We start from the raw sequence: 25,240 nt of genomic DNA, 5'->3' as shown, positions 1-25,240 counted from the left end.
ATGCATTAGAAAACACCAATATCAATATAAGAACGAGCAATTTTAGTTATTGATGCGACATAACATGCTGTACGTAAGTCATGTACATTTTCATTGTTATCAAGTGTGTCACGTATCTGTTGATAAGCTAAACGCATTGTATCGTCTAAACCGGAGCGTACCAGATCAAGCTCATCAGCGCCTTTGGTGATAGAACTGCGTAAATTATTAGAAACGCTTTTACCCGTTGCTTCCTCTAGCATGGATGCAAATTGATGGCCGCGTAATTCATCATGCCTTTTCTGCATGCGGCCAAACCTCATATGGGAAATATTTCGTATCCATTCAAAATATGAAACCGTCACACCACCAGCATTTGCATAGGCATCGGGAATTATAATGGTACCTTTTTTATTTAGAGTTTCATCTGCACCGTAGGTAATTGGACCGTTTGCTGCTTCAACAATCAATTTAGCATTGATTCGATCTGCATTTTCGAGCGTAATCTGACTCTCCAGTGCTGCAGGAATTAAAATATCACATTCTTTTTCTAATACCTTGAGTCCGTCTTCTTCGAAAGATGCGCTTGGGAAATTTTTAATCGTTCCATGTTCACTGATATGCTGAAACAGATCTTCTATATTAATGCCCTGATCAGAAATTAATGCGCCATCTCGTTCTATTACGGCTGTAATTATTACACCATCTTCTTCAGTTAAGAATTTGGCTGCATGGTAACCCACATTCCCCAGTCCCTGAATAACACAGGTTTTACCCTCAAGGGTACCCGTAAAATTTGCACTTTTGATATCTTCAGAATGGCGGAAAAATTCACGTATAGCATATTGGACGCCACGTCCGGTTGCTTCCACGCGACCCTGAATGCCGCCGTGATGAACCGGTTTTCCAGTTACGCAGGCAACGTAGTTAATATCTTCCGGGTGCAGGTGTTTATAGGTGTCTGCAATCCAGGCCATTTCACGCTGACCTGTGCCCATATCGGGTGCCGGTACGTTGGTTGCAGGGCTAAGAAAACCTTTGCGCACTAGCTCAAGCGTAAAGCGACGGGTTATCATTTCCAGTTCATCCCTGTCATACAATGAAGGGTCAATTAATAACGCGCCTTTGGAGCCACCAAAGGGTACATCAACAATGGCGCATTTATAGGTCATTAATGCGGCAAGTGCTTCTACCTCATCCTGATCAGCGTAAGGTGCAAATCGAATGCCACCTTTAGACGGTAGACGATGCGTGCTATGAGTGGCTCGCCAGCCGGTGAAAACTTCGATCTTGCCCCTGATTTTTACTGGAAATTTTACCTGTAAGACAGCATTGCAGGTTTTAATTGCCTGAGCCGTTCCCATATCAAGGTTCATTGCTGTTATTGCTTTATCGACCATCAGGTCTACACTTTTACGAAAGCTGGGCTCATTGTTTGTTTTAATCATTTTTTATTTCCAGTTTTTATTATCCCTACTATATACAAAGCATATTTTTGATGAAAAACAAGCTAAAACCTGTTTTTTCTTGATATGAGACTAAAATATAAAGGGAATATAATCCGAATGATATTAGTCGTTATTAATGTAGCTTGATTAAGCGTATAATCACTCATGTGTGTTAAACGCATCTTTAATTAATTGAGTGCAGAAATAATGTGTATGGCTGTCGGTGTTATTAATAACCATCAACGTAGTAAGTTAGGACGGTTGTGGTGGCAAGTTGCTTCAGTGCCATATAAGCTGTCACTTTCTCTGTCTTTATTTCATGTTGTGGTTATGGCGGTGCTATATCATTCCGTTGTTTTAACAGTACGTGATGAGATGGTCGTTTTTATTATGAGTGTCGCGATTATCGCTCCATTTATATTAAGCCTGTTAATAAATTTTTTACCTGACTGGTATCATTCAACTAAAATTGATTATGATCAGTATGGCGCAGCTTCTTATCTTATGTTTATTTCAGTATCACTTATGGAGCTGGGCCTGGTATTAAATGAACTGTTTTTTGTCTTTGGTGGTTTACTGCTTGTGATTTCGTGGTTACTTGAAATAAAAATGATTTTACGTAGTTATATGTGGTCTGCAAGGGTCAGTTTTAGTCTTGCTTCAAGATATAATTATATTTTTATGTTTTTACTTGTCGTTATATCGACCAATATATTTTTATTATATACAGCCGAAGAAATTACATGGATTATTAATATTATCAGTGTGTTTATTTTAATAAGCTTATTAACTGCAGCTACTTATCTATTCAGTGGCAGGCAGTCAGCTTTTAAGCCCGTCATGAAGCAGGTTTAAATAATTACATAATCGGGAGAAGTAAGAGTATGAGTGGTTGGGGTTGTCCGCACGAAGCAGATGGTAAGTGTCAGCGAGTAGAAAACAGAACATGTAACCCGGGAATGAAAGGGTGTGTACTAGCAGGACGATTTATTTTTAGTGATAAAGATAAAAATACCAATGCTGCTAAAAAGAAAAAACTAAATGATAAATGATGTTGATAAAAAATGAATCCTGTTAAAAATATTATCCCTATAATTCTGCTAATTGTTTCTGCATTCTATGGATATAATAATTTTTATAAAATACCTGAAGCCATTTTAACCGGTACGGTTTTTCTTCCTATAATGCTGGCTATATTGGCGCTTGGTTTTACTTTCCACTTTAATAGAAGCCAGGTGTTTTTTTATGTGCTTCTAATTATTGTTGCAAATATTTTTCATGGTCTGCATCTTGCGCTAACTAATCTGAGTTATGGTTTGTTGTCCGGTTTTCTTCCGTTACTATTGTTGGGCATAACGCTTTTACCCGAACGCGGCATTATCAGTGTAAGGGCTATTCCAGCGTATATCTTATTGTTACTGGCTCTTCTCTTTTCCTTGTTTGTAACGACAACTACACCGACCTGGGGCTTGCAGATTGTTCTAACAGACTGGTTACCCGTCCATTATTTTGACTGGACACAACAGTCTCAAAGCGTTGTGATGATCTCGGTTTTTGTCTTTATTTACATGCTAATTCTTTATTTTCTTAAACCCACATCGCAAATGGCTACCGGACTGGGTGTGTTGGTTATGTTGATTGCACAGTTACACTTTGGTAGTAAGGAAGATAGCTTAAATGTATTTAGTGTCATCGCTTTAATTATGTGTATTTATTCTGTGATTCACGAATCATGGCGTATGGCTTACCTGGATGAATTAACTGAATTGCCTACCAGAAGGGCGCTGCGTGAGAAATTTCAGACTCTGGGCGGGTTATATACGGTAGCTATGCTAGATGTAGATCACTTTAAGAAGTTCAACGATACCTATGGGCATGATACGGGGGATGCAGTGTTACGTATGATTGCAACGAAAATGAATAAAGTGAGTGGAGGGGGGACGTCGTATCGCTATGGTGGTGAGGAATTTACGATAGTATTCAATGGCAAAGATAGTGAATCATCTATTAAGCATCTGGAAGCGCTACGTGAAAAAATTGCCACTACACCTTTTGTGATTAATCGTGCAAGCAGAAGAAAAAATGATAGAAGGGCTAAAACGGCTAAAAATAAATCTGTCAGGGTAACGGTATCTATCGGTGTTGCGGATTCATCCGAAAATACGTCCGCACACGGTGTTTCAGCATGGGATCTGTTAAAGAAAGCAGATAAAGCTTTATATAAAGCTAAGCAGAATGGACGTAATTGTGTGTGTGATTAACATTACTAATAGTGTGTAAATAGGCTGATAGTTCCACACAATAAGGTTTCATAGGTAATTGATGTTAAATGGTGTGTTTCTATTCTATTTCTATTGTATTTCTGTTGACATAAAACAAGCTGAATATGTTGATCTCACTCGTAAAAAAGATTATCTTTCTGTGCGATTTCATATATAAGTGATAACTATGTTCAGATATAAAGAAGATAAATGGCCTGTAGCAATTATACTGGCTTTCTCAATACTCGATTTTGCCGCTTTTTTTCTTCTTCAAAATATATGGTTACTGGCTTTTTACCCGTTAGTTTTATTCATTGTTAAAATAAACATATCTGCATGGAACCATCATCACCAGCATACCCCTACATTCAGGTCTAATGCTTTAAATCGTGTGCTAGAGTTCTTTTATGCCTTACACACCGGTGTAACGACGAATATGTGGTGTCTTCATCATAATATAGGTCATCATGTTAATTTCCTCGATCAGAGTAAAGATGAGAGCGGCTGGAAAAGAAAAGATGGTTCAACAATGGGGCACCTTGAGTATTCATTTAATATTTTTTCAACGGCCCATTATCGTGCATTTAAAGTAGGCAAGCGTTTTCCAAAAATACAGAAGAATTATCTGATATTTACGTTCTTAACATTTTTAATTGTAGGCCTGTTAACCTGGTATAAGCCTATGCAGGGGTTATTCATCTTTATAATTCCCATGATTTTAAGTTTGTTTTTTACATGTTGGGTAACGTATGGGCATCATGCGGGACTGGATACATCAAATGAATTTGAAGGCTCTTATAATAATGAGGGTAAGTGGTTTAATGTTTTCACAGGTAATCTTGGTTACCACACAGCTCATCACCATAAGCCGGGTGCTCACTGGTCTAAGCTGCCAGCATTACATGAAACTATTAAAGATAAAATACCAGAAAAATGCTACGTGAATATACTAATTGATGGCGTTCCGGCGGTTAACCCTGTTTAATTCAGTTAAGATGCTTTATAAATACAAAAGGGGGGGCAGTGTTGCCCCCCTTTTTATTTAATTCAGATTTCTAAATTCTGATAGAACAACAACTTCAAATAAATTGTTTAGATTATCCGTTCTACGAATATCAACTTTTAATTCATCAAAATATTCAGCAATGGTATTAATTAAGTCTCTTTCCTGTACAGGACTCATTGATAAATCATCGTAAAATTTGAGCTCAGGTCTTATTTCGTCAAGTTCAAGATTAAATATATCTGCAATAATTGAATTAAGGCTCATAGTCATTAATGCTTTAACTGTATCAAGTTCATTATCACCATACTTTATACACACTTATTAAACTCCTGATGTAATGGGGGGTTATCGTCTAAACATATTCTGTGTTAGCGTCATACCAAAACTGGCTGCCTGTTTTTTATTTATTTCAACAGCTAGTTGATCTTCATCGATGCGCACAATTTTACAGTTGAATTCTCTATCGGTTGTATCAAAAGTGATGGTTGCATCAGAGCCAAGGTAGTCGGAATTAAGGTGGTTTTTGACAGCTAGATTTATACCACCCAAACTGATGTCAGTGCTTTTACATTCAAGTATTTTGTCATTCAGCAGGTACAACTTCAGGTCTTTTTCTAAATTGAGACGTTCACAGGTACGGTTATCCTGCTTATCAGGTGTGTTTTTAGTATTTGTATTAAGCATTTTCATTTGTACGTGTACCAGCTACGTTTAGATAAATACGATTATAGTCGATGAAAGAGTGAAAAACTGGCCGTAAATAGTTTTTCATAAGTTTCAGTGAGTCTGCTGTATTGAAAGCTTACCATTAGGTGTTACTTATCAGGATATTCTGTTTTACTTATCTGTTGAGAAAATATATTAATATTATTCGTTGGTAGTTCACAGCTACCTAATGTACAGACATAAGCGGTTGTTTTATTGTTAATCGCCACCTTACCATCAGCTATAGAAATTAATTTTGTCGCAGTTTTAATGCTTTCCCCTTCACTTAATACAGATAATATTCGATTGGGAATAAACTGTTTTCTAAACTCGTTTATAAATTTTTCACTTTCATGTATTTTTTTATCAGGTGTAACAATGATTATTTCTTTTGCTTTATCGTAATAGAAATCTACAGCTAATAGCATTTTTGAAAGTGCCATTGGGCTTTTTTCTAGTGTGGATGAAAATGACTTTATAGTTTTTACTGCGCGATTAGTGTATTTAGTATTCGCAGTAAATTCACCTAATCGAAATAAATTTAAAGCATGTATCGAATTTCCGGTAGGCTCAGCACCGTCATAGCCGGGTTTTTCTCTTGCAATCAGTTTTTCATGGTCATTACTAGTCATATAGAAACCGCCATTTTTAGAATCTCCATAGTGATTTTCAAGTGTTTTATCAAGATCTATGGCCTGATATAACCAGTTAATATCATAGGTTGCTTCATACAGGTCAAGAAAACTGGCAATTAAAAAAGCATAATCACTAAGATATGCATTATGTTTAGCAGCCCCGTCCTTATAACTTCTGAATAAACGTCCATTAATGTACAGGTTGTCTAGAATGAACTGTGCAGAATTAATTGCCTGTTGTATATAACCCTGATTATTTAAAATAAGCCCCGCTTTTGCAAATGCAGATATCATCAGGCCATTCCAGGCTACTAATATTTTTTCATCTCTAATAGGGGGTAATCTTGTTTTACGTTGCTGGTATAAGATCTGATTTGATTCTCGAATAATTTCTACCAGATTATCTTTATTTATAGAATTTTCTCTGGAAAATGAATCCAGGCTAACAGGTGTGTTAAGTATGTTTCTACCTTCAAAGTTTCCATCTTTTGATGCAGAATAATACCTTATAACTATATCTGAATTTTTTTTACCTAATGTTTTAACTAGTTCTTCAGTACTCCATGTGAAAAAATATCCCTCTTCATTGTCACCTTTCGGGGTGGGGCTATCAGCATCTGTTGCGGAATAAAATGCACCTTCGGCAGATGTCATGTCTCTTTTTATATAATGCAGTATTTCATTTGCAATGCGTTGAAAATTTTTATTTTTTGTAACCTGATATGCTTCAAGATAGTCAACGGTAAGTAATGCATTGTCGTAAAGCATTTTTTCGAAATGAGGAACCAGCCATTCATTATCAATAGAGTAACGATGAAAACCGCCACCAATCTGATCGTATATTCCACCCGCTGCCATTTTTGTTAAAGTGAGCTCTACAATTTCTAGCGATTTTTTATCTCCAGTTCGATTATGGTATCGCAGAAGAAACTGAATAGCTGTTGAGCTAGGGAACTTTGGTGCATTACCTGTGCCTCCATAAAAAGCATCAAAGTTATTTTTATAGTATTCTGCTGCTAATTTTAAAACATCAATTTTAGGAATTGTAGATTCTGAATCTGGTTGTAAATTTCTTTTAATTGTATTAGCAAGATACTCACTTCTATCGATGATTTCTTCTGCTCTTGTCTGGTAAGTGTGTTTAAGTATTTTAAGTACAGTTAATAACCCTGTTGAATTACCCCGGTCACCATCTCTGGCAGGGAAGTAGGTGCCACCATAAAATGGTTTTCTATCCGGTGTTAACCACACATTCATGGGCCAGCCACCATTTTGTCCCAGAGCGTAAAGTGCGGCCATATAAATAGCATCTATGTCAGGGCGTTCTTCTCTATCTACTTTTATGGCAATAAAGTTTTCATTTATATAGGTTGCAATTTCTATGTCTTCAAAAGATTCTTCTTCCATAACGTGGCACCAGTGACAGGTAGAGTAACCCACGCTGAGTAATACGGGACGTTTTAGCTTCGCAGCAACAGCAAAGGCTTCATCACCCCAGGGATACCAGTTCACCGGATTGTGAGCGTGTTGTAAAAGATAGGGGCTGGATTCGAGAAAGAGTCGATTTGTGTATTTGGCTTTACCTGTAAGTGTTAAGTGTTTTGTTCTTGGTTTGTAATTGTCGCCCCTTTGTATTTTTAAATTCTTTATTTTTTCTACAAGCGAGGCTTTGAAACTGATTGCGCCCGGAAGTATTTCAGGGTCACTGGATGTAGCATGAATAGTTTGAGTTAAGCTATTCAATAACAGTATGATTAGAAAGAGTAAATGAAGCTTTATTATCATTTCAGACTGAAGCCGTTCGGATATTAATATAATAAAATCTATATGTAAGTTAATATATTATTCTAATTTCAAGGTCTTGCATAATTTACATGACAAATGGTATTAAAATGCCTTAACCAGATTGAATGATTCATATGAAAATACAATTTTATAAAAAATGCTATATTGTATTATGCTTCAGTTCAACAGTGCTTGCTGGTGAAGAGACAGGTGTTGAAATACTTGATACCTGTTTAAGTGAACATAAAGCGATGATGGGTGATCCTGTTAACAGTGTACGTTATGGCTTGTGTCTCGGTTATTTAAAAGGAGTGGCTGATAATTTAAATGGTTATACCGTATGTCTACCAGAAAATATGAGTAAAGGGGTTATAACCCGGGTGCTTAAACGATCATTTCTTGCTTATTCACAGGCGCACCAGAATCAATTGAGTGAAGCGGCTAAAAAAACGGTTGTACCAGCTTTAATGCAGGCATTTCCATGTACAAAATAATAGCCCGGTTTTAAACAGGATAACAGTTTAGTTTTATTAGCAGAGATTAAAAATTAACAGGTAATGATTTTGTCGTTTGAGAAAACCAGATCTATTATTTCATCGTAGTTTTTATTTTCACGCATATCAATAATCGTGACATCAGCTTTTTCTTTGTGGCTTTCTATTATGTCTTTAAAGCTCGATGAAGGTTCTTTTTTAAGAATGTAGAGTAATTTCATTATTTTATCCGTTAATTAATAGGCAATGATATGATCATAATCTAGAAGTTTGGTGTGAATATCGCTAGTTGATAGCTGAGTCATCTGTTCGTTTGTCGTTACATTACTGTACATGGGTAACTCCATTTCACCTGCTATCTCCATCATCATTTCCACTTCTTCAGAATCATCAAGTTTTGAATCGATGAAAAATAGATCAACTTCATCGTCCATCAGGGTAATGCCAGAACTCATGCGAATAGCTTCACTCTGTCGTTCATTTATTAAAACAGCAATTTTACTCATAGGTTATCCCGGGTTTACCCTGTTAGATATTAATAATGCGGTCAGCAGCATTGTGCATCATGGCGTTTTGTAACTGACTGCCTTCAGTGATGCTTTGTGGAATCATTTCAGCGGTTATGCCTCTTAAGTGGCAGCTACGGTCACATAGGCTCATGCTTATTTTGTCTGAGTCATTGAGCGCGACAATATCTTTATCCTGGCAATAAAACACACCTTCATCCATCATGAATACATTTACGGTGTGGCCCTTATTAAGTCCGGCTTTAATAAGCCCGATTACATCTTCTTTATAACCGTTGGTGATGAGTAGTAAGCCTAATACCATGGTTTTCTCTCTTTAGATTTAGTCAGGTTACAGAATATTTTATACTCTATAGCTTAGTCAATATTTTTAATATATTCAGATAGTAATTCTTCTTACTGGTGGTGTAAGCTTAATAACCCCTCCATGCTTATATTTATATAAGCTTTATCTAAAGGATAATTAAAATGAGAAAATTTAATATTTTAACAATCACGTTCTTTCTGGTGCTTTTTTCCCCCTTATTTACAGTGTCTGCGGAAGAAGCGGGTGATGAATTCAGTAAGGTGGAAATTAAAACGATAGGTCTGGGCCATGGTATTTATATGCTGATGGGAATGGGGGGAAATATTGGTGTTTCAGTTGGAGACGATGGGATTTTTCTAATTGATGACCAGTTCGCGCCATTAACAGCAAAGATTAAAGCGGCCATTGCTGAAATATCAGATAAACCTGTACGTTTTATGATCAACACACACTGGCATTATGATCATACCGGTGGAAATGAAAACCTGGGTAATGATGGCGTTGTTATAGTTGCTCATGACAATGTTCGTGAGCGTATGAGTAAAGATGGCTTTATTAAGGCATTTAATAAAAAGGTACCTGCTGCACCAAAAGTCGCACTACCGGTTATTACATTTAATGACGCGGTCACGTTTCATTTGAACGGGCTTGAAATTGATGTAAGACATCATAGTCATGCACATACTGATGGAGACAGTATGGTATTTTTTAAAAATGCCAATGTGATACATATGGGTGATACCTTCTTTAATGGCTTATATCCATTTATAGATGCATCAAGTGAAGGAAGTGTGCATGGTATGATTAAAGCAGCTGATCTTGTGTTGGGAATTGCAGATGATAAAACTAAAATAATACCTGGTCATGGGCCTCTGGCAGATAAAAAATCTTTAAAAGTATTTCGTGATATGTTGATTACAGTACGAGACAGGATGCAGAAACTGATGGATGAAGGAAAAACTCTGGAACAGATTGTTGCTTTAAAACCAAATGCAGACCTGGATAAAGCATGGGGAGAGGCATTTCTTAGTCCAGAAGTGTTTCTTAAGGTATTACATTCTTCGATGCCAGTGCATTAGTATCACCTAAAAATACAAGGGCGAGTTACAGGCCAGGTTATAATCGGGATCTGTAACTCTGCTTCAATTTATTACATTAAAAATGCTTCATCAGGTATATGACTAAATTCTTTTTCAACGACCATATCAAACAGGTTGTCCAGTGTTTGAATTTCTTTAAGATCAGGCTGTATGCCGTCAAAATAATCAGCTATTGCATCTGCCAGTAACGCTTCCTGAGAATTACTCATATTCAGGTCAGAACGTAAATCAAAACTCAGTTTAATATCACTCTGATCAATATCAAATATATCCTCTATAATAGAATACAGGCTCATAGACATTAGTGCTTTAACGGTTCCCAGCTCATTCATATCTTTCATCTTGATACACATAATCATTCCTATCTATAATTTAGCATGTTAAGAAGTATATTATTAAATACTAATATATGTAATTGACATATATTAAGAGCTTTAGGCTTAATTATCGGCTGATTAGTAGCTAATTGACTGAAAATACTAATATTATTTCGAAATTGTAGTTTTGAGGGTGTTAGAATATCTTATGTCCCAAATAATAAAATCACCTTGTGTGCGTAATTGTTGTCTGGATAAAAAGGATATATGTATAGGTTGTGGTCGTACACTTGAAGAAATTATGCAGTGGCAGGCTTCCTCAATTAGTGAAAAAAAGGATATTCTAAGAAGGGCGGCATTAAGAAAAAAACCATTACGATTTTAAACATAAGCATAGATTAAAAATCTGATTCAATTTTAAAGGTAATTACGCCCGGGTTATATATCGTAATAATACTTACTATGATGCTAGTATCTGTGCCGACCACAGGAATTCAGCCGATTTACCTTGATAATAAATTAAAAAATCGATCCCATGTTTCATGTCTGAGAGAAATGACATATTAATGGGGCAGCAGTTTAAGGGGGCAATAATTTTAAATGGAATCTAAATTACTTGATTCAGTAAATACCATTCAAACGCCTGAAGGGGTTGATATCCATCTAAGAATTGCAGGTGTATGGCCACGCAGTGTTGCCTGGATCATTGATTTATTCATTCGCGGTTTATTGTATGGCTTTTTAGGTGTTCTTACTGGTTTACTGGGGGATTTTGGTTCTGGGCTGATGTTGATATCATTCTTTTTTATTGAATGGTTTTATCCAGTTCTATTTGAAGTTCTGTTTAAAGGCATGACGCCGGGTAAGAAGTATCTAAATATTCAGGTGCTTAATAGTGACGGTACACCTGTTGGCTGGTCTCCTTCTATGTTGCGCAACATTTTACGTACAGTAGATTTTTTACCGTTCTTTTATGGTCTTGGTTTTACTTCAATGTTAATGAATGATCGATTTCAACGCCTTGGCGATCTGGCAGCGGATACAATTGTCGTTTATTACAATAACTCTACTAGTTTGCAGAACATCCCCGAGCAGTCAGCTGCCAAACCGGCTTTTAATTTAAATCTTAAGGAGCAGCAGGCTATTATTCATTATGCAGAGCGATCTGGACAGTTATCAGAAGAGCGTATGCATGAACTGGCTGAAATTTTAAACCCGCTGGATATTCCTGATAATAGAATGACAAAAGATAAGTTACTGGCTATAGCGAATGGCTTAATAGGCAGAAAATGAAACAGACTGAATTTGAAAAAAAATATGAGTCTTTCTGGCTTGGTTTAGAAGAAAAACTTCTAATAAATACTGAATCAACACCTGTTAACAGTGAAACTAAACAAAAAATCCAGAAGTTTAAAAACAGACTTAAAGCAGAGTCTGATTTAGGTGAGGACTTTCCTGAAAACTATCGTTTATTATGTCACCACCTGTCTTTATCTCGTTCACGTCATTACAGTCCGTTATTAGTTGACCGTTTAGAAAAGCTGGTCATTAATGCGCATCAAATTTACTACAAACGCAAAACTCATTTATTAACATCTATATTAATTTATTTTACCTCAGGTTTTGCACAGTCAGTTAGAAAAGAGTGGCACTGGGTTTTGATATCATCTATTTTATTCTTTGGTACTTTCTTCGGTATGCTGATTACCTTGCAGTATTATCCTGATATGGTTTATACCGTTATTTCAGGAGAACAGCTGGCGCAGATGGAATCGATGTATGATCCATCACAGGATAAGATTGGACGTAATAGAGATTCGGGAACGGATTTTGAAATGTTTGGTTTTTATATTTTTAATAATACAGGAATCGGACTGAGAACCTTTGCAAGTGGGTTACTGTTTGGCATAGGTTCAATTATTACACTTGTCTTTAATGGGCTGACAATTGGCGGCGTTGCGGGTTACCTGACCTTTATTGGATATGGTTCGACTTTCTGGCCATTTGTTTCAGGTCATAGTGCAATGGAATTGTCGGCTATTGTTTTATCCGGTGCAGCCGGGTTTAAGCTGGGATTTTCAATAATAAGTCCAGGTAGAAAAAGTCGTATACGATCATTAATTGATAATGCACGTGAAGCGGTGTTTATGATGTACGGTGTAGCGAGTATGTTTATTATCGCAGCCTTTATAGAAGCGTACTGGTCATCTATGTCTGATCTTCCGTCAATGCTCAAGTATGTGGTAGGTGTTATAAACTGGTTGTTACTTTTTGTGTATTTTATCTTTGTGGGACGTCAGCGTGCAATTAGATAAAATAATTATAACATTAAGGCAGCGTTCACCGTGGGAAGCCATGGATCTGGGTGTTATGGTCATGCGTAAATTGTGGCCGGTTATTTTGTTTCCATGGCTAATATTAATGTCCGGTGTTTTATGCTTCGTCATTTTTGCTGAATATCAGGGTTACTGGTATTTTGGCAGTATCTTTCTCTGGTTAATTAAACCGGTTTATGAAAGTATGATTTTACATATTATAAGTCGTGGTATTTTTGGTGAATACCTGAGCGCATCTGATGTGTATTCATCAATGGGGGAGTGGTTAAAAACCGGTTTACGGACGACATTTTTTTTCTGGCGTTTATCCCCATCCAGATCCTTTAATATGCCGGTTAATTTACTTGAAGGTTTGACAGGTAGTAAACGAAAAAAACGACTTGAGTCTTTACATCGAGTTGCAGGGTCTCATTCAATGGGGTTGACGATTATTGGTGTGCATTTTGAATATGTTGTTTTAATGACACTTTATGTTCTTTTGTTTTTTATTGCACCCGATACAACCGTAGAATATTTCAATTCAATAGTTGAAGATTCAAATGATCAAACTCTCTGGTTTGTGATTGGTTCAATTTTATATGCGATTACGCTTTTTATACTGGAGCCCTTTTATGTGGCTTCAGGTTTTATGCTTTATCTTAATCGAAGAACGCAACTAGAAGGGTGGGATATAGAGCTGGACTTTAAAAAACTTGCTCAACGTCTCAATGATCCTCATTTTCAGTCTTATAAAGGCAGGGATAGAAATGAAATTGATCAGCAAGTAATTGATACGGGTAATGCGCGTGACTAAGGGGCTGAACTTATTTGTTCTAATGTGTGTGTTCATGCTGAATCACGCGTTAGCAGATGAAGTTGATTCAACTGATAAAGTCGACAAGCGACCTGCCGTTTTCAGTGAGCGAAAAGAAATTGAAGAATCTAAATCAATTATAAACGATATAATTTCCAATGAGCCTTTTACTGATATTAAAGAAGAAAAAATATGGAGTTTTGAAGAGACTGAAAAGCAAGAGGATATTGATGTTGACCCTGATCTTGGCTGGTTAAGTGATGCTGTGCGTTTTATCAGTATGATTATTGAGGCCGCTCTCTGGTTGGTGCCTGTATTAATTATTTTTTATCTTTATCGATATCGAGAGTACTGGTTGAACTTGATACAGGGTAATGGTTTGCAGAAAGATGAGCAGGTGTTACCTGAAACGTTATTTGGTCTGGATATAAGAAAAGAAAGCTTACCTGATGACATTGAAAAAGTAGCGCAGCAGTTGTGGCAGCAAAATAAGTATCGTGAAGCAGTCAGTTTATTGTATCGCGGTTCATTATCTGTGTTATTTAAACAATACCGATTTGAATTACCACCCGGAGCAACTGAACAGGATTGTATTCGTCAGTTACAGCTAAATAGTCGGTCAGGTGCTGAAGTTGAAATTCATGCGACTGATTCTGCTTTTGTTGAAGAACGTATAGAAAGATTCACAAGGCTAACTAACGAGTGGGTCAGTATCGCTTATGCTCATCGTTTTCCGCATGACCATGTTTTTTCAGAAATATGCAATGACTGGAATCAGTATTTTTCCGTTAATAAGGAGGTCAGTTAATGGCCTTAACATCAAATAAAAATACTTCAGATACGTTGTTATATGTGGTTTTAACATTATTGGTTATAGGTATTGCGGGATGGCTCTATACAAAACTTGAGTATCGTATTGTAGAAGAAGATAAGGGTTATCAGGGAGAAGCAAAAACAAACGCTTACCTGGCGGCAGAGTTTTTTCTTTTACGTATGGGGCAGAAAGCTGAAAAAATTAAATTATTCAGCAGCAAACAAACCCGGTTAAATATCAATGATACATTGCTTATACCCAGTGTGCGTCTTGCATTTGATACCCGTCGATCCGAAGAAATGCTCGAATGGGTTGAAAGAGGCGGGCATTTAATTATTACAGGACAACCGGATACGGAAAATGAATCGAGTCGACGTGATCATATCCTGGAAAAACTGGGCTTATATTTAGAACGTCAATCTCTCAATGAAGATTCCACACAGGACGATGAGCCGGTTGATATAGCAATAAGTGATGAAGATGATTTCTGGCATATAGATTTTGACGATTATCTGGTTGTATCCAGTACATCGGAATTTGATTCTGAAATTATCTGGTCTATTGAAGATGAGGACAGGGTACATGCTATACAGGTCAAAGTAGGTAATGGCAGGCTTACATTACTGTCTGATATGAGAATATTTAGAAATGAGTATATTGTCGAATATGATCATGCAGCATTTTTATTTTCATTAACCAATGATCAGTTGTTCTCAGGTGAGGCGGGAATTTTTTATTATTCGCTTTATGAGGACCAGATGTCACTTATGCAATGGTTGTGGGAAAATGCGAAACCATTAGTATTATCTCTTTTTGCACTTGGTGTTATTGTTTTATGGATGTTGATTCCACGTTTTGGGCCATTAATAAATATACATCAGCCTGTTAGAAGGCAGTTTTTAAATCATCTTACCGCTTCTGGTAATTATCACTGGCGTGAAGGGCACTATTATCAGCTTATATCAGAGGTTCGCAAACAGTTGAGTCTTCAGGTAAAGCTTAAATATCCTGAATGGTCTGATTTAAGTAAACAGAGTCAGGTTTTACATTTTACTGAAATTAGCAAACTAGAATCAGCGTCAATTGAAAAAGCGTTGTTTGATACTGAAATTGAAACAGTTAATGATTTTATAAATAAGATTAAGATACTTGAAAAATTGAGGAAAAGTTTATGAGTCTGGACGATAACCCTGAAAATAAACAGAATGAATTAGAGCCATTAAATAATGCTTCTTCAGCTGATTCGCAGCTTATTCAACAATTAAAGCAGCAGATTAACAATGTGTTTATAGGTCAGGAGGATGTTGTTGATCAGGTGATGATAGCATTGATTGCTGCAGGTCACGTATTAGTTGAAGGCGTTCCCGGCTTAGGGAAAACACTACTGGTCAGGTTGTTAGCAAAATCGATTAATGGTCAATTCTCTCGAATACAGTTTACACCTGACCTAATGCCCAGTGACATTACAGGGCATATTATGTTTGATAATGAAGCAAACAAGTTTCGAGTGCGTCGAGGTCCTGTTTTTACTAATCTGTTACTTGCGGATGAAATAAATCGCGCACCGGCTAAGACCCAGTCTGCCTTATTAGAAGTGATGCAGGAACATCAGGTAACGCTTGAAGGTAAAGCGATGCCGGTGCCGGAGCCTTATATGGTAATGGCAACTCAGAACCCAATTGAACAGGAAGGAACTTATCCATTACCGGAAGCACAGCTTGACCGTTTTATTATAAAAATAAAAATCGATTACTCTGATTCGGATGAAGAGCATCGAATGGTAAAAGCAGTAACAACCAATCAGGTAGGAGATCAGTTTTCAATTAATGATGTTGCACAACAGTTTAACCCTGAAGATATTGTTCGTTTACAGAGGCAGGCATCGGATGTATCAGTTGATGAAGCAGTTTCAAATTATGCTGTAGAAATTACAAGAAAAACCCGTGACTGGCCAGGTATATCAAATGGAGCCGGGCCCAGAGGAGGAATTGCTATTGTGCGTTGTGCACGCGCTTATGCATTAATGCAGGGTCGTGATTTTGTTACTCCGGATGATGTAAAACATGTTGCTTTACCGGTACTAAGACATCGTGTGATTTTGTCTCCTGAGATGGAACTTGAAGGAATGGATTCCGATAGAGTGATTACTGCATTGTTAGAAAAAGTTTCTGCACCACGTAAGTAATGCTAATACACTTTATTTGTCATACATGAAAAAAATTAAATTCAAACCAGCCCTTCGTCTTATGCAATTAGCTGTTGCTTTAGCGTTACTTGGGTTAATTTCAAGTATCTGGCCAGAAATTGAAATGTTCTGGTTTATTTCTGTTATGGGTTTACTTTTGTTTTCTATATTTGATTTGTTTCAGGTTTATAAAATACCTGCACCAATAATAGAAAGAACGATATCAAATTCACTGCCAGTAGGGGTAATGAAAGAGGTAAGGCTGAATGTAAAAAATTCTGCTAACAGAAATATAATTATTGATGTTTATGATCATTTTCCCGAGCAATCTGAGGTCAAAGGCCTGCCTCGACGTCTGCTTCTGGATGTAAATGAAGTTGCGCAGTTAACCTATTATTTAAAACCGTTAAAACGGGGTTTGTTTAAATTTACTCAGATAGAGTGTCTTATTCTGTCACCATTTTCGCTTTGGCAATATAAACACCCATTACCAGTGAGTAACGACGTACGTGTATATCCAAACTATGCACCGGTAATTGAATATGCGTTGCTGGCAACTGAAAACCATTTGAGCATGATGGGTATCTTAAAACATCGGCGACGTGGGCAGGGTATGGATTTTCATCAGCTTCGTGAATTTAGAGATGGTGATAGCATAAAACAAGTAGACTGGAAGGCATCTTCCCGCATGAGAAAAATGATTGCCCGGGAGTATCAGGATGAAAGGGATCAGCAAATAATCGTTATGATGGACTGTGGACATCGTATGCTGGCTCAGGATGGGGATCTATCGCATTTTGATTATAGTTTGAATGCTCTCTTATTGTTGTCTTATGTTGCATTAAGGCAGGGAGATTCAATAGGTGTATCTACTTTTAGTCATGATGAGCATCGCTGGGTTAAACCAGTTAAAGGTGTGGCAAACATTAATTCGCTACTAAATGGTGTTTTTGACTTACAGCCCGGTTCTGCCGCGCCGGATTATTCATCAGGTGCGCGTGATTTAATTATGCGACAACGCAAGCGCTCTCTGGTATTAATTCTTACGAATTTGCGTGATGACGACTGTGATGATTTAAAAGCAGCTGTGCATTTACTTAAAAAATATCATAAAGTCGTTGTGGCCAGTTTACAGGAGCAGGCAGTAGTAGATCGACTGGAGCAACCGGTTGTTAATTTGCAGGATGCACTGACTGTAGCGTCAACTCATGCATATCAGTCTAAGCGTAACTTACTGGTAAAGCAGTTAAGAAACAGTGGTATCAATACGCTTGATGTCTTGCCACAGGACCTGGCCCTGTCGTTAACTAATACTTATCTGGATCTGAAGTCTTCAGGTCAGATATGAGTGTTTTTTATAACAAATATGTGTGTTTCACTGTCGTTAGTTATGTTTGACTTAAATATATTCATGTCTTCGTTTGCTAATTTGGCTGTTTCGCTGCTCAATTCTGTGAATTGATAAAAATCATACTTACTATAGAACGATGCTGTAATATTCATTTATGAGTGAACAAAGTCTAACAGACCGTATTAGCTGGTCTCAAATATTAAAAGTAGCAAAATCAAATAAACGCAGCTTGTGGCAGGCAAATCTAATCGCCATCTTTGCAGCGGTTTTAAGTGCGCCTGTACCCATGTTAATGCCACTTCTTGTTGATGAAGTCTTATTAGAAAAGCCGGGTTTCCTGATAGCGGGTATGAATGCGTTATTTCCTGAAAACTGGTGGGGTCCGGCTTTTTATATCGTCATGATTATGTTTCTGACTATTACGCTACGTTTATCAGCAATGATGCTAGCGGTGTGGCAGACTTTCAAGTTTACCCAGATTGCTAAAGAAATTACCTATCAAATCAGACTTAAATTATTAACAAAACTTCAGTTTGTTTCTATGTCTGAGTATGAAGCCCTGGGCAGTGGCACGGTTGCCTCCCATCTGGTAACTGATGTTGAGGCTATTGATAATTTTATTGGTAGTGCGTTGAGCAAGTTTGTAGTGGCGGCATTGTCAATTGTCGGTGTCGCGGTAATCCTTTTATGGATTCACTGGCAGCTGGCATTGTTTATTTTGATTATGAATCCGGTCGTTATTTATTTTACAACTGTCTTAGGCCGCAAGGTAAAACATTTAAAGCGCCGTGAAAATTCAGCTTTTGAACTGTTTCAGCAGTCATTGAGTGAAACACTAGATGGTATCCATCAGATCAGGGCGGCTAATAGAGAGCGACATTACATTCAGCGGGTAGTTGATAAAGCCCGTGGCATTAAAACCCATTCATCTTCTTTTAGCTGGAAAAGTGATGCGGCAAATAGAGTTTCATTTTTTATTTTTCTGATGGGCTTTGAAGTGTTTCGTGCAGTTAGCATGTTGATGGTTATTTTTTCTGATCTCTCTATTGGTCAGATGTTTGCTGTATATGCATATCTGTGGTTTATGATGGCACCCGTTCAGGAAATTCTAAGTATGCAATATAGCTACTATTCAGCTAATGCAGCGATAGGACGGTTAAATAATTTATTAGATCTTAATACTGAACCTCAGTACAAACATGTAAGTAATCCATTTGAAAATAATGAAAGCACTGGTTTACATGTTGAAAATCTTCATTTTAGTTATACGCAGGGTGAACCGATATTAAATGGTTTGTCCTTAGATATTAAAGCAGGTGAAAAGGTGGCTATAGTCGGCGCCAGTGGTGGAGGCAAGTCGACGCTTGTACAGATACTGCTGGGAATGTATACACCCTCTGAAGGCCAGTTATATTTTGGTGGTGTTGATGTTACTGAAATAGGATTAGATGTAGTACGTGAAAATGTAGCAACTGTATTACAGCATCCTGCATTATTTAATGAAACAGTTCGTAATAACATAAGTCTGGGTAGGGAATATAAAGATGAAGATTTATGGGATGCGCTTGATGTGGCTCAGTTAAGAAAAACCATTGAGGATTTGCCTGATAAACTAGATACGATTGTGGGTCGAAATGGTGTGAGGTTATCCGGTGGGCAGCGTCAACGTATTGCAGTTGCACGTCTGGTTTTATCTCAGCCTAAGATTGTGATTTTAGATGAAGCGACTTCAGCTCTGGATACAGAAACCGAATCTAAATTGCATACGGCAATGCACGAATTTTTAAAAAATCGTACTACACTGATTATTGCACATCGTTTAAGTGCAGTTAAACAGGCAGACAGAGTTTATGTTTTTGAAGATGGCCAGGTTATTGATGAGGGTATTCATGAAGAAATGGTACAGCGTGATGGTGTGTATAAGCAGCTTTATGGAGCTCACACCGAGTAGATGAGGTCATTATGATAAGAATCGGTCACGGATATGATGTGCATGCATTTGAGCCCGGAGAGTTTGTTATTCTCGCGGGGGTAAAAATACCTTACCAGAAACAGTTTAAAGCTCACTCTGATGGTGATGTGCTTATTCACGCTGTTTGTGATGCATTACTTGGGGCGATAGCTCAGGGAGATATAGGGCATCATTTCCCAGATACAGATAGTGCCTATAAAGGTGTTAATAGTCGTGATTTACTAAAGAAGGTGTATGAACTTGTAATTAAAGATGGCTTTAATTTATCTAATATTGATGTAACTATTATTGCTCAGGCACCTAAAATTTCACCCTTCATTGAAACAATGAGAGCAAATTTGGCGACGGACCTTGAAGCTGATATATCTCAGGTTAATGTAAAAGCAACGACAACGGAAAAACTGGGTTTTATTGGCAAAGAAGAAGGTATTGCAGTGCATTCAGTTTGTTTAATCGAAAAAAACGCTTAATTTTCACTTTATTCACATTTAATAGTAAAAAATCAGTGCGTTACTACAGACAATTAAAAATTATCTTATATACTCGAAGTTAACCTATGGTTTTAAATTCATAGGGAAAAGGGCCGTAGTAAATGACTTATTAATACAGAAGTAGTTATGCTGATCTATATTCACGGATTTAATAGTTCTCCAGAGTCTTATAAAGCAAGTCTGCTTAAATCCTGCGCGGATAAAATAAATATGCCCGATATACTGGAAATTCCGGCGTTGTCATTTGATCCGGCTGTTGCCACTGATCAGTTACTTAAGATTGTTCAAAAATATCAGCAACATAATGCTATGCGTCCACTATGTTTTATCGGCAGTTCTCTGGGTGGGTATTATGCAACCTGGCTGGCTGAAAAATTTGATAGCAGAGTTGTACTGATTAACCCTGCCGTGAAACCTTACGAATTATTTGAGGATTACCTGGGTTTTAATCGTAATATCTATACTGGTGAAGAATATATGCTGACGATGGAGCACGTTGAACAGCTTAAAAAATATAGAGTTAAGGAAATAACCAAGCCTGACCGTTACTTACTGATGGTTCAAACAGGCGATGAAGTGCTGGATTACAATCAGGCGCTGGAGAAATATGCTGCAGTACCCTCAATTGTTGAAGAGGGCGGAGGGCATGAGTTTATTGAATTTGATCGCCACCTTGAAACCGTTCTGGCTTTTTGTGGTATTAACTGTTTAAAAGCCTATTCCTGAAGCCGGTCTTCTATCATTGCTGTATAATTTAACCCATAAAAATAATGTTTAAGGAAATCTAAATGTCACTTGGCCCGGTCATGCTTGACCTTGTCGGAACATTCATTACCCCGGAAGAACGTGAGATGATGCTCCACCCGCAAACCGGTGGTGTTATTCTGTTTACCCGTAATTATGAAACACCTGAACAGATTGCTGCCCTGGTGCAGGAAATTCATGCATTACGCACGCCTCATTTACTGGTTGCCGTAGATCATGAAGGTGGTCGTGTGCAACGCTTTCGTGAAGGCTTTACGCATATCCCGCCAGCAGCTGTTTATGGTAAGCAGTATGCGGATGATAAAAAACAGGCAAAACAACTGGCTCGTGACTGCGGCTGGTTAATGGCTGCAGAATGTCGTGCAGTGGGTATAGATATGAGTTTCGCACCGGTACTGGATATTGGTATTGGTTTAAGTGGTGTTATTGGTGATCGGGCGTATCATTCCAGGCCTGAAATTATTGCTGAATTAGCACATGAATATATGCAGGGTATGCATAAGGCCGGTATGGAAGCGACAGGTAAACATTTTCCCGGGCATGGTTCAGTTAAAGAAGATTCACACACGGCGCATCCTGTTGATAAGCGATCTTTGAATGATATTATGATGGAAGACGTCATTCCTTTTGAAAGAATGATTAATTATGGGCTGGCAGCCGTTATGCCGGCTCATGTTGTTTACCCGGCTATTGATGATAAACCGGCTGGTTATTCACATATCTGGTTACAGGAAATTCTACGTCAGAGATTAAATTTTCAAGGTGTTATTTTTAGTGATGACCTGAGCATGGAAGCCGCGGGTGTAGTCGGTGATTTCGCCGCACGTGCAGACAGAGCATTAAACGCTGGCTGCGATATGGTTCTGGTCTGTAATCATTCCGAAGCAGCGCAACAGGTGTTAGAGTCGCTTGAAAATTACTCTAATCCTGCTTCTCAAATGCGTTTAATTAGAATGCACGGCAGGGGAGATATAAGCAGAAAGGAATTAATGGCTTCAACACAATGGAAAACAGTGGTTGAAAAAATAAAACAACTTGGCGACGGACCTAATCTTGAGTTAGATGTTTAGTTGCTTTAATACACAAATTTAGAAAGTGAAATATTAAATCGGTAGTTATGGAATATATACAACAATTATTAAGTCAGTTAAATATAGATAAAGACTCGATCTGGATAAGTCAGGTTTTCATTATCGTATTTGTCACACTAATTATTAGCTTTTTTCAAAAACGTATTTTTAATCAGCTGCATAATAAATTAACTTCAACTAAAAATCCATGGGATGATTTGTTGATCGGTGCGGCAGGGCGCCCACTAAGTTATCTTATCTGGTTGTTAGGTATTTTATTTGCAGCAGAAATTGTCAAAAATCAGAATGATGCATTAATTTTTAGTGCAATAGATCCCATTAGAGACGTTGGTGTTGTGTCTATTCTGGTGTTTTTTATACTGCAAATTATAAAAGGCACAGAAGCTATATTAATTCAGAATCAGCAGAAAAGTGGTGAGCATGATTTTGATACACATACGGTTCAGGCTATAGGTAAACTGGTTCGAATATCAGTTTTTATAACCGGTGGCCTGATTATGCTGCAAACACTCGGTTATAGTATTTCCGGTATTCTAGCTTTTGGTGGTGTCGGTGGTATAGCCATCGGTTTTGCCGCGAAAGATTTACTGGCAAATTTCTTTGGCGGTTTAATGATCTATCTGGATCGCCCGTTTAAGGTTGGTGACTGGATTAGGTCAGATGATAAATCAATAGAAGGTACCGTTGAAAATATCGGTTGGCGTTTAACGCGTATTCGTACATTTGATAAACGCCCACTTTATGTGCCGAACTCTATTTTTAATAATATTTCAGTAGAAAACCCGTCACGAATGACCAATCGACGAATAAAAGAGACAATGGGTATTCGTTATGATGATGTTAGTAAGATGGCTGTTATAATTGAACAGGTAAAAACCATGTTAAAAAATCATCCTGATATTGATAATGAGCAGACTTTGATTGTAAATTTCAATAGTTTTGCAGCTTCATCGCTAGATTTCTTTATATATACTTTTACTAAAACAACTGACTGGATTCAGTTTCATGAAATTAAACAGGACGTATTATTAAAAATTGTTGAGATTATAGAAAAAAATGGTGCCGAGTTTGCATTCCCAACATCTACCTTGCATTTACAAACCATGCAACCAATAGGAGCGCCTGAAAATGGCCGATAAATTACTTGTCGTTATTGCTAATGTCGATACAACACGACCGGCAGAAATTTTGCCACCTTTACTGCAGGCGACAGTTGCTGCAGCAATGGAATATGATGTTGAAGTTTTGTTTACTGGACAGGCAGGCCAACTGGCAATGATTGGTGAAGCAGAAAGGCTGGTGTTAAAAGAAGAAGATAGCAAAAGTGTTTATGATCATATTAAACAGGCAAAATCGGCAGGCGTTGTATTTAAAGTCTGTACACCGGCATTGAAATTCTGGGGTGATGATATTATTCCTGAAATTGATGAAACGGTAGGTGGTGCTTATATTATTAATGAATCAATGGATGACAGTGTCGTTACATTTACGTATTGATATGAAAAATTATGGCAAAGCTAAACAGATTTTAGAAAGTGCAGAATTAATATATACTGCTGATCAAATACAGCAATCGATTGATGAACTCGCGCAGAAAATTAATACCAGTCTTATAAATACACCCCAACCGGTTATCGTGTTACCTATTATGAATGGCGGTCTTATCTTAAGCGGTCAGTTAATAACACGATTAAATTTTCCTGTTGAATTAGATTATTTACATGCAACCCGTTATCGGGATAAAACAACAGGTAGTGATTTACAGTGGAAAGTAAAGCCTCAGCTTGAATTAAAAAATAGAACCCTGTTAGTTATCGATGATATTTTTGATGAAGGTCATACTCTTCAGGCTGTTGTTGAGTTTTGTAAGTCTGAAAATGCAGATCATGTATATTCTGCTGTTCTTGTTGAAAAAAATCATCCGCGTCCAAAATCTTTGATTAAAAGTGATTTTATCGGGATGAGAGTAGAGGATCGATATGTCTTTGGCTTTGGTATGGATTATAAAGGTTATCATCGAAATTTAAATGCCATCTATGCAGTGAGTAATGATGAAAAATAACTTTGAAGCAGACATAGCAATTATAGGTGGTACAGGTTTGTATCAGTTGGATGATTTTGAAGAGCTTGAACGTAGAAAACTTGTTACCAGATGGGGTGATCCATCATCTGAGTTAATACTAAGCCGATATAAAAATAAAACGCTTATATTTTTAGCCCGCCATGGTTTACAGCATAATATACCGCCACATAAAGTTAATTACAGAGCAAATTTATGGGCACTAAAAGAATGTGGGGTTAAACAAGTTATTGGTGTCGCTGCTGTAGGTGGGATTACAGAAAAAATGTCTCCTGAAACTATCGTGATTCCAGATCAGATTATTGATTATACCTATAGTCGTAAACATACTTATTTTGAAGATGAGCTTGATCAGGTAACCCATATTGATTTTACTGAGCCCTATACAGAAGATCTTCGTAGTCGTTTGTTATTGGCATCTGATAATGCGATAGATGGCGGTACATATGCAGCAACTCAGGGGCCAAGGCTTGAAACAGCTGCAGAGATAAATAAACTCAGGATTGATGGTTCAGATATAGTTGGTATGACAGGTATGCCAGAGGCTTCTCTTGCGAGGGAGATAGAGCTGGAATATGCCTGTTGTGCATTATCAGTTAACTGGGCTGCAGGATGCGCGGGTACAAAAAAAATTGACCATAAAGAAATGTTGGAGATTGTAGATAAAGGAATGCTTAAGATTCATTCAATATTAAAAAATATCCTAAAGTAAACTGGCTGGAATAGTATTATTTATCAGTTATTACATTTATTTTTTTAAACAGCCTAAGAATAATAACTAGTTAAAATTAAATTTTA

28 protein-coding genes are annotated in these 25,240 nt (G+C 37.3%); 21 read left to right on the top strand and 7 right to left on the bottom strand.

All coding sequences use genetic code 11. The features are described 5' to 3' along the window. Positions 1-5: 5 nt before the first annotated feature. Positions 6-1,424, bottom strand: coding sequence for a glutamate dehydrogenase (locus DIZ80_07750; protein ID RDH84129.1), 1,419 nt, complete (start codon positions 1,422-1,424; stop codon positions 6-8). A gap of 216 nt (positions 1,425-1,640) precedes the next feature. Here DIZ80_07750 and DIZ80_07745 point away from each other — a divergent pair, with 216 nt between their 5' ends. From DIZ80_07745 to DIZ80_07735, 3 genes are all read left to right on the top strand, one after another. Continuing rightward, positions 1,641-2,282: a hypothetical protein gene (locus DIZ80_07745; protein RDH84019.1), complete on the top strand. Its 642-nt coding sequence runs from the start codon at positions 1,641-1,643 to the stop codon at positions 2,280-2,282. Positions 2,283-2,491: 209 nt separating this feature from the next. Continuing rightward, positions 2,492-3,688: a hypothetical protein gene (locus DIZ80_07740; protein ID RDH84018.1), complete on the top strand. Its 1,197-nt coding sequence runs from the start codon at positions 2,492-2,494 to the stop codon at positions 3,686-3,688. A gap of 187 nt (positions 3,689-3,875) precedes the next feature. Continuing rightward, on the top strand, positions 3,876-4,673 hold the full coding sequence (locus tag DIZ80_07735; protein RDH84017.1) for a fatty acid desaturase: 798 nt from the start codon (positions 3,876-3,878) through the stop codon (positions 4,671-4,673). Positions 4,674-4,730: 57 nt separating this feature from the next. On the opposite strand, the gene DIZ80_07730 is transcribed toward DIZ80_07735, so the two are convergent. From DIZ80_07730 to DIZ80_07720, 3 genes are all read right to left on the bottom strand, one after another. Continuing rightward, entirely contained in the window at positions 4,731-5,012 is a 282-nt protein-coding gene (locus tag DIZ80_07730) for a hypothetical protein (GenBank protein RDH84016.1), read from the bottom strand. 27 nt (positions 5,013-5,039) lie between these two features. Continuing rightward, on the bottom strand, positions 5,040-5,384 hold the full coding sequence (locus DIZ80_07725) for a hypothetical protein (protein RDH84015.1): 345 nt from the start codon (positions 5,382-5,384) through the stop codon (positions 5,040-5,042). A 125-nt stretch (positions 5,385-5,509) separates the two neighbouring features. Further along, a complete protein-coding gene (locus DIZ80_07720; GenBank protein RDH84014.1) occupies positions 5,510-7,819 on the bottom strand; it encodes a thioredoxin domain-containing protein in 2,310 nt (769 codons plus the stop codon). 125 nt (positions 7,820-7,944) lie between these two features. Here DIZ80_07720 and DIZ80_07715 point away from each other — a divergent pair, with 125 nt between their 5' ends. Further along, positions 7,945-8,313, top strand: a complete 369-nt coding sequence (locus DIZ80_07715; protein ID RDH84013.1) for a hypothetical protein — start codon at positions 7,945-7,947, stop codon at positions 8,311-8,313. Positions 8,314-8,549: 236 nt separating this feature from the next. Here DIZ80_07715 and DIZ80_07710 read toward each other — a convergent pair whose 3' ends face one another. Next, complete coding sequence (locus DIZ80_07710) at positions 8,550-8,819, bottom strand: hypothetical protein (protein RDH84012.1); 270 nt, start codon at positions 8,817-8,819, stop codon at positions 8,550-8,552. Positions 8,820-8,841: 22 nt separating this feature from the next. Beyond that, positions 8,842-9,144: a hypothetical protein gene (locus tag DIZ80_07705; protein RDH84011.1), complete on the bottom strand. Its 303-nt coding sequence runs from the start codon at positions 9,142-9,144 to the stop codon at positions 8,842-8,844. A gap of 164 nt (positions 9,145-9,308) precedes the next feature. Here DIZ80_07705 and DIZ80_07700 point away from each other — a divergent pair, with 164 nt between their 5' ends. After that, a complete protein-coding gene (locus tag DIZ80_07700) occupies positions 9,309-10,226 on the top strand; it encodes an MBL fold metallo-hydrolase (GenBank protein ID RDH84010.1) in 918 nt (305 codons plus the stop codon). A 71-nt stretch (positions 10,227-10,297) separates the two neighbouring features. On the opposite strand, the gene DIZ80_07695 is transcribed toward DIZ80_07700, so the two are convergent. Further along, positions 10,298-10,588 (bottom strand): hypothetical protein, encoded by a 291-nt coding sequence (locus DIZ80_07695; GenBank protein ID RDH84009.1) that lies wholly within the window; start codon positions 10,586-10,588, stop codon positions 10,298-10,300. A gap of 184 nt (positions 10,589-10,772) precedes the next feature. Between DIZ80_07695 and DIZ80_07690 the strand changes: the two genes are divergently transcribed. From DIZ80_07690 to DIZ80_07615, 16 genes are all read left to right on the top strand, one after another. Continuing rightward, a complete protein-coding gene (locus tag DIZ80_07690) occupies positions 10,773-10,949 on the top strand; it encodes a DUF1289 domain-containing protein (GenBank protein ID RDH84008.1) in 177 nt (58 codons plus the stop codon). Between the two features lie 215 nt (positions 10,950-11,164). Continuing rightward, positions 11,165-11,857: a hypothetical protein gene (locus DIZ80_07685; protein ID RDH84007.1), complete on the top strand. Its 693-nt coding sequence runs from the start codon at positions 11,165-11,167 to the stop codon at positions 11,855-11,857. Then, complete coding sequence (locus DIZ80_07680) at positions 11,854-12,879, top strand: hypothetical protein (GenBank protein ID RDH84006.1); 1,026 nt, start codon at positions 11,854-11,856, stop codon at positions 12,877-12,879. The genes DIZ80_07685 and DIZ80_07680 overlap by 4 nt, the downstream gene beginning before the upstream one ends. Continuing rightward, positions 12,866-13,693 (top strand): hypothetical protein, encoded by an 828-nt coding sequence (locus DIZ80_07675; protein ID RDH84005.1) that lies wholly within the window; start codon positions 12,866-12,868, stop codon positions 13,691-13,693. The genes DIZ80_07680 and DIZ80_07675 overlap by 14 nt, the downstream gene beginning before the upstream one ends. A gap of 34 nt (positions 13,694-13,727) precedes the next feature. After that, on the top strand, positions 13,728-14,501 hold the full coding sequence (locus tag DIZ80_07670; protein RDH84004.1) for a hypothetical protein: 774 nt from the start codon (positions 13,728-13,730) through the stop codon (positions 14,499-14,501). Beyond that, positions 14,501-15,682 carry a hypothetical protein gene (locus DIZ80_07665; protein ID RDH84003.1) on the top strand — a complete coding sequence of 394 codons (1,182 nt, stop codon included), beginning with the start codon at positions 14,501-14,503 and terminating at the stop codon, positions 15,680-15,682. The genes DIZ80_07670 and DIZ80_07665 overlap by 1 nt, the downstream gene beginning before the upstream one ends. Beyond that, positions 15,679-16,692: an AAA family ATPase gene (locus DIZ80_07660; protein RDH84002.1), complete on the top strand. Its 1,014-nt coding sequence runs from the start codon at positions 15,679-15,681 to the stop codon at positions 16,690-16,692. The genes DIZ80_07665 and DIZ80_07660 overlap by 4 nt, the downstream gene beginning before the upstream one ends. 25 nt (positions 16,693-16,717) lie before the next feature. Further along, positions 16,718-18,040, top strand: a complete 1,323-nt coding sequence (locus tag DIZ80_07655) for a DUF58 domain-containing protein (GenBank protein RDH84001.1) — start codon at positions 16,718-16,720, stop codon at positions 18,038-18,040. A gap of 157 nt (positions 18,041-18,197) precedes the next feature. Continuing rightward, positions 18,198-19,994 carry an ABC transporter ATP-binding protein gene (locus DIZ80_07650; GenBank protein ID RDH84000.1) on the top strand — a complete coding sequence of 599 codons (1,797 nt, stop codon included), beginning with the start codon at positions 18,198-18,200 and terminating at the stop codon, positions 19,992-19,994. Between the two features lie 11 nt (positions 19,995-20,005). After that, positions 20,006-20,485 carry a 2-C-methyl-D-erythritol 2,4-cyclodiphosphate synthase gene (locus DIZ80_07645; GenBank protein RDH83999.1) on the top strand — a complete coding sequence of 160 codons (480 nt, stop codon included), beginning with the start codon at positions 20,006-20,008 and terminating at the stop codon, positions 20,483-20,485. Between the two features lie 147 nt (positions 20,486-20,632). Further along, complete coding sequence (locus tag DIZ80_07640; protein ID RDH83998.1) at positions 20,633-21,232, top strand: esterase YqiA; 600 nt, start codon at positions 20,633-20,635, stop codon at positions 21,230-21,232. A 62-nt stretch (positions 21,233-21,294) separates the two neighbouring features. After that, complete coding sequence (locus DIZ80_07635; protein RDH83997.1) at positions 21,295-22,341, top strand: beta-N-acetylhexosaminidase; 1,047 nt, start codon at positions 21,295-21,297, stop codon at positions 22,339-22,341. A 47-nt stretch (positions 22,342-22,388) separates the two neighbouring features. Next, positions 22,389-23,501, top strand: a complete 1,113-nt coding sequence (locus DIZ80_07630; protein ID RDH83996.1) for a mechanosensitive ion channel protein MscS — start codon at positions 22,389-22,391, stop codon at positions 23,499-23,501. Beyond that, positions 23,491-23,859 (top strand): peroxiredoxin, encoded by a 369-nt coding sequence (locus DIZ80_07625; GenBank protein RDH83995.1) that lies wholly within the window; start codon positions 23,491-23,493, stop codon positions 23,857-23,859. Before DIZ80_07630 ends, DIZ80_07625 begins: the two co-directional genes overlap by 11 nt. Next, positions 23,819-24,424, top strand: coding sequence for a hypoxanthine-guanine phosphoribosyltransferase (locus tag DIZ80_07620; protein ID RDH83994.1), 606 nt, complete (start codon positions 23,819-23,821; stop codon positions 24,422-24,424). Before DIZ80_07625 ends, DIZ80_07620 begins: the two co-directional genes overlap by 41 nt. Next, positions 24,414-25,154, top strand: coding sequence for an S-methyl-5'-thioinosine phosphorylase (locus tag DIZ80_07615; GenBank protein ID RDH83993.1), 741 nt, complete (start codon positions 24,414-24,416; stop codon positions 25,152-25,154). Before DIZ80_07620 ends, DIZ80_07615 begins: the two co-directional genes overlap by 11 nt. The last annotated feature ends 86 nt before the right edge of the window (positions 25,155-25,240 follow it).

Source organism: endosymbiont of Galathealinum brachiosum (assembly GCA_003349885.1).
In the GTDB taxonomy this organism is placed as follows: domain Bacteria; phylum Pseudomonadota; class Gammaproteobacteria; order SZUA-229; family SZUA-229; genus SZUA-229.
The sequence above is the reverse complement of the archived record's forward strand: the minus strand, read 5'-3'. Positions and strand labels throughout refer to the sequence as shown.

Bases quoted from the DNA above. Each gene is read 5' to 3' on its own strand.
- DIZ80_07680 (RDH84006.1), top strand. From the start codon at position 11,854: ATGAAACAGACTGAATTTGAAAAAAAATATGAGTCTTTCTGGCTTGGT.
- DIZ80_07690 (RDH84008.1), top strand. From the start codon at position 10,773: ATGTCCCAAATAATAAAATCACCTTGTGTGCGTAATTGTTGTCTGGAT.
- DIZ80_07660 (RDH84002.1), top strand. From the start codon at position 15,679: ATGAGTCTGGACGATAACCCTGAAAATAAACAGAATGAATTAGAGCCA.
- DIZ80_07685 (RDH84007.1), top strand. From the start codon at position 11,165: ATGGAATCTAAATTACTTGATTCAGTAAATACCATTCAAACGCCTGAA.
- DIZ80_07630 (RDH83996.1), top strand. From the start codon at position 22,389: ATGGAATATATACAACAATTATTAAGTCAGTTAAATATAGATAAAGAC.
- DIZ80_07695 (RDH84009.1), bottom strand. From the start codon at position 10,588: ATGAAAGATATGAATGAGCTGGGAACCGTTAAAGCACTAATGTCTATG.
- DIZ80_07640 (RDH83998.1), top strand. From the start codon at position 20,633: ATGCTGATCTATATTCACGGATTTAATAGTTCTCCAGAGTCTTATAAA.
- DIZ80_07700 (RDH84010.1), top strand. From the start codon at position 9,309: ATGAGAAAATTTAATATTTTAACAATCACGTTCTTTCTGGTGCTTTTT.
- DIZ80_07745 (RDH84019.1), top strand. From the start codon at position 1,641: ATGGCTGTCGGTGTTATTAATAACCATCAACGTAGTAAGTTAGGACGG.
- DIZ80_07655 (RDH84001.1), top strand. From the start codon at position 16,718: ATGAAAAAAATTAAATTCAAACCAGCCCTTCGTCTTATGCAATTAGCT.
- DIZ80_07670 (RDH84004.1), top strand. From the start codon at position 13,728: ATGCTGAATCACGCGTTAGCAGATGAAGTTGATTCAACTGATAAAGTC.
- DIZ80_07710 (RDH84012.1), bottom strand. From the start codon at position 8,819: ATGAGTAAAATTGCTGTTTTAATAAATGAACGACAGAGTGAAGCTATT.
- DIZ80_07625 (RDH83995.1), top strand. From the start codon at position 23,491: ATGGCCGATAAATTACTTGTCGTTATTGCTAATGTCGATACAACACGA.
- DIZ80_07615 (RDH83993.1), top strand. From the start codon at position 24,414: ATGAAAAATAACTTTGAAGCAGACATAGCAATTATAGGTGGTACAGGT.
- DIZ80_07665 (RDH84003.1), top strand. From the start codon at position 14,501: ATGGCCTTAACATCAAATAAAAATACTTCAGATACGTTGTTATATGTG.
- DIZ80_07725 (RDH84015.1), bottom strand. From the start codon at position 5,384: ATGAAAATGCTTAATACAAATACTAAAAACACACCTGATAAGCAGGAT.
- DIZ80_07645 (RDH83999.1), top strand. From the start codon at position 20,006: ATGATAAGAATCGGTCACGGATATGATGTGCATGCATTTGAGCCCGGA.
- DIZ80_07715 (RDH84013.1), top strand. From the start codon at position 7,945: ATGATTCATATGAAAATACAATTTTATAAAAAATGCTATATTGTATTA.
- DIZ80_07740 (RDH84018.1), top strand. From the start codon at position 2,492: ATGAATCCTGTTAAAAATATTATCCCTATAATTCTGCTAATTGTTTCT.
- DIZ80_07650 (RDH84000.1), top strand. From the start codon at position 18,198: ATGAGTGAACAAAGTCTAACAGACCGTATTAGCTGGTCTCAAATATTA.
- DIZ80_07720 (RDH84014.1), bottom strand. From the start codon at position 7,819: ATGATAATAAAGCTTCATTTACTCTTTCTAATCATACTGTTATTGAAT.
- DIZ80_07620 (RDH83994.1), top strand. From the start codon at position 23,819: ATGAATCAATGGATGACAGTGTCGTTACATTTACGTATTGATATGAAA.
- DIZ80_07705 (RDH84011.1), bottom strand. From the start codon at position 9,144: ATGGTATTAGGCTTACTACTCATCACCAACGGTTATAAAGAAGATGTA.
- DIZ80_07635 (RDH83997.1), top strand. From the start codon at position 21,295: ATGTCACTTGGCCCGGTCATGCTTGACCTTGTCGGAACATTCATTACC.
- DIZ80_07735 (RDH84017.1), top strand. From the start codon at position 3,876: ATGTTCAGATATAAAGAAGATAAATGGCCTGTAGCAATTATACTGGCT.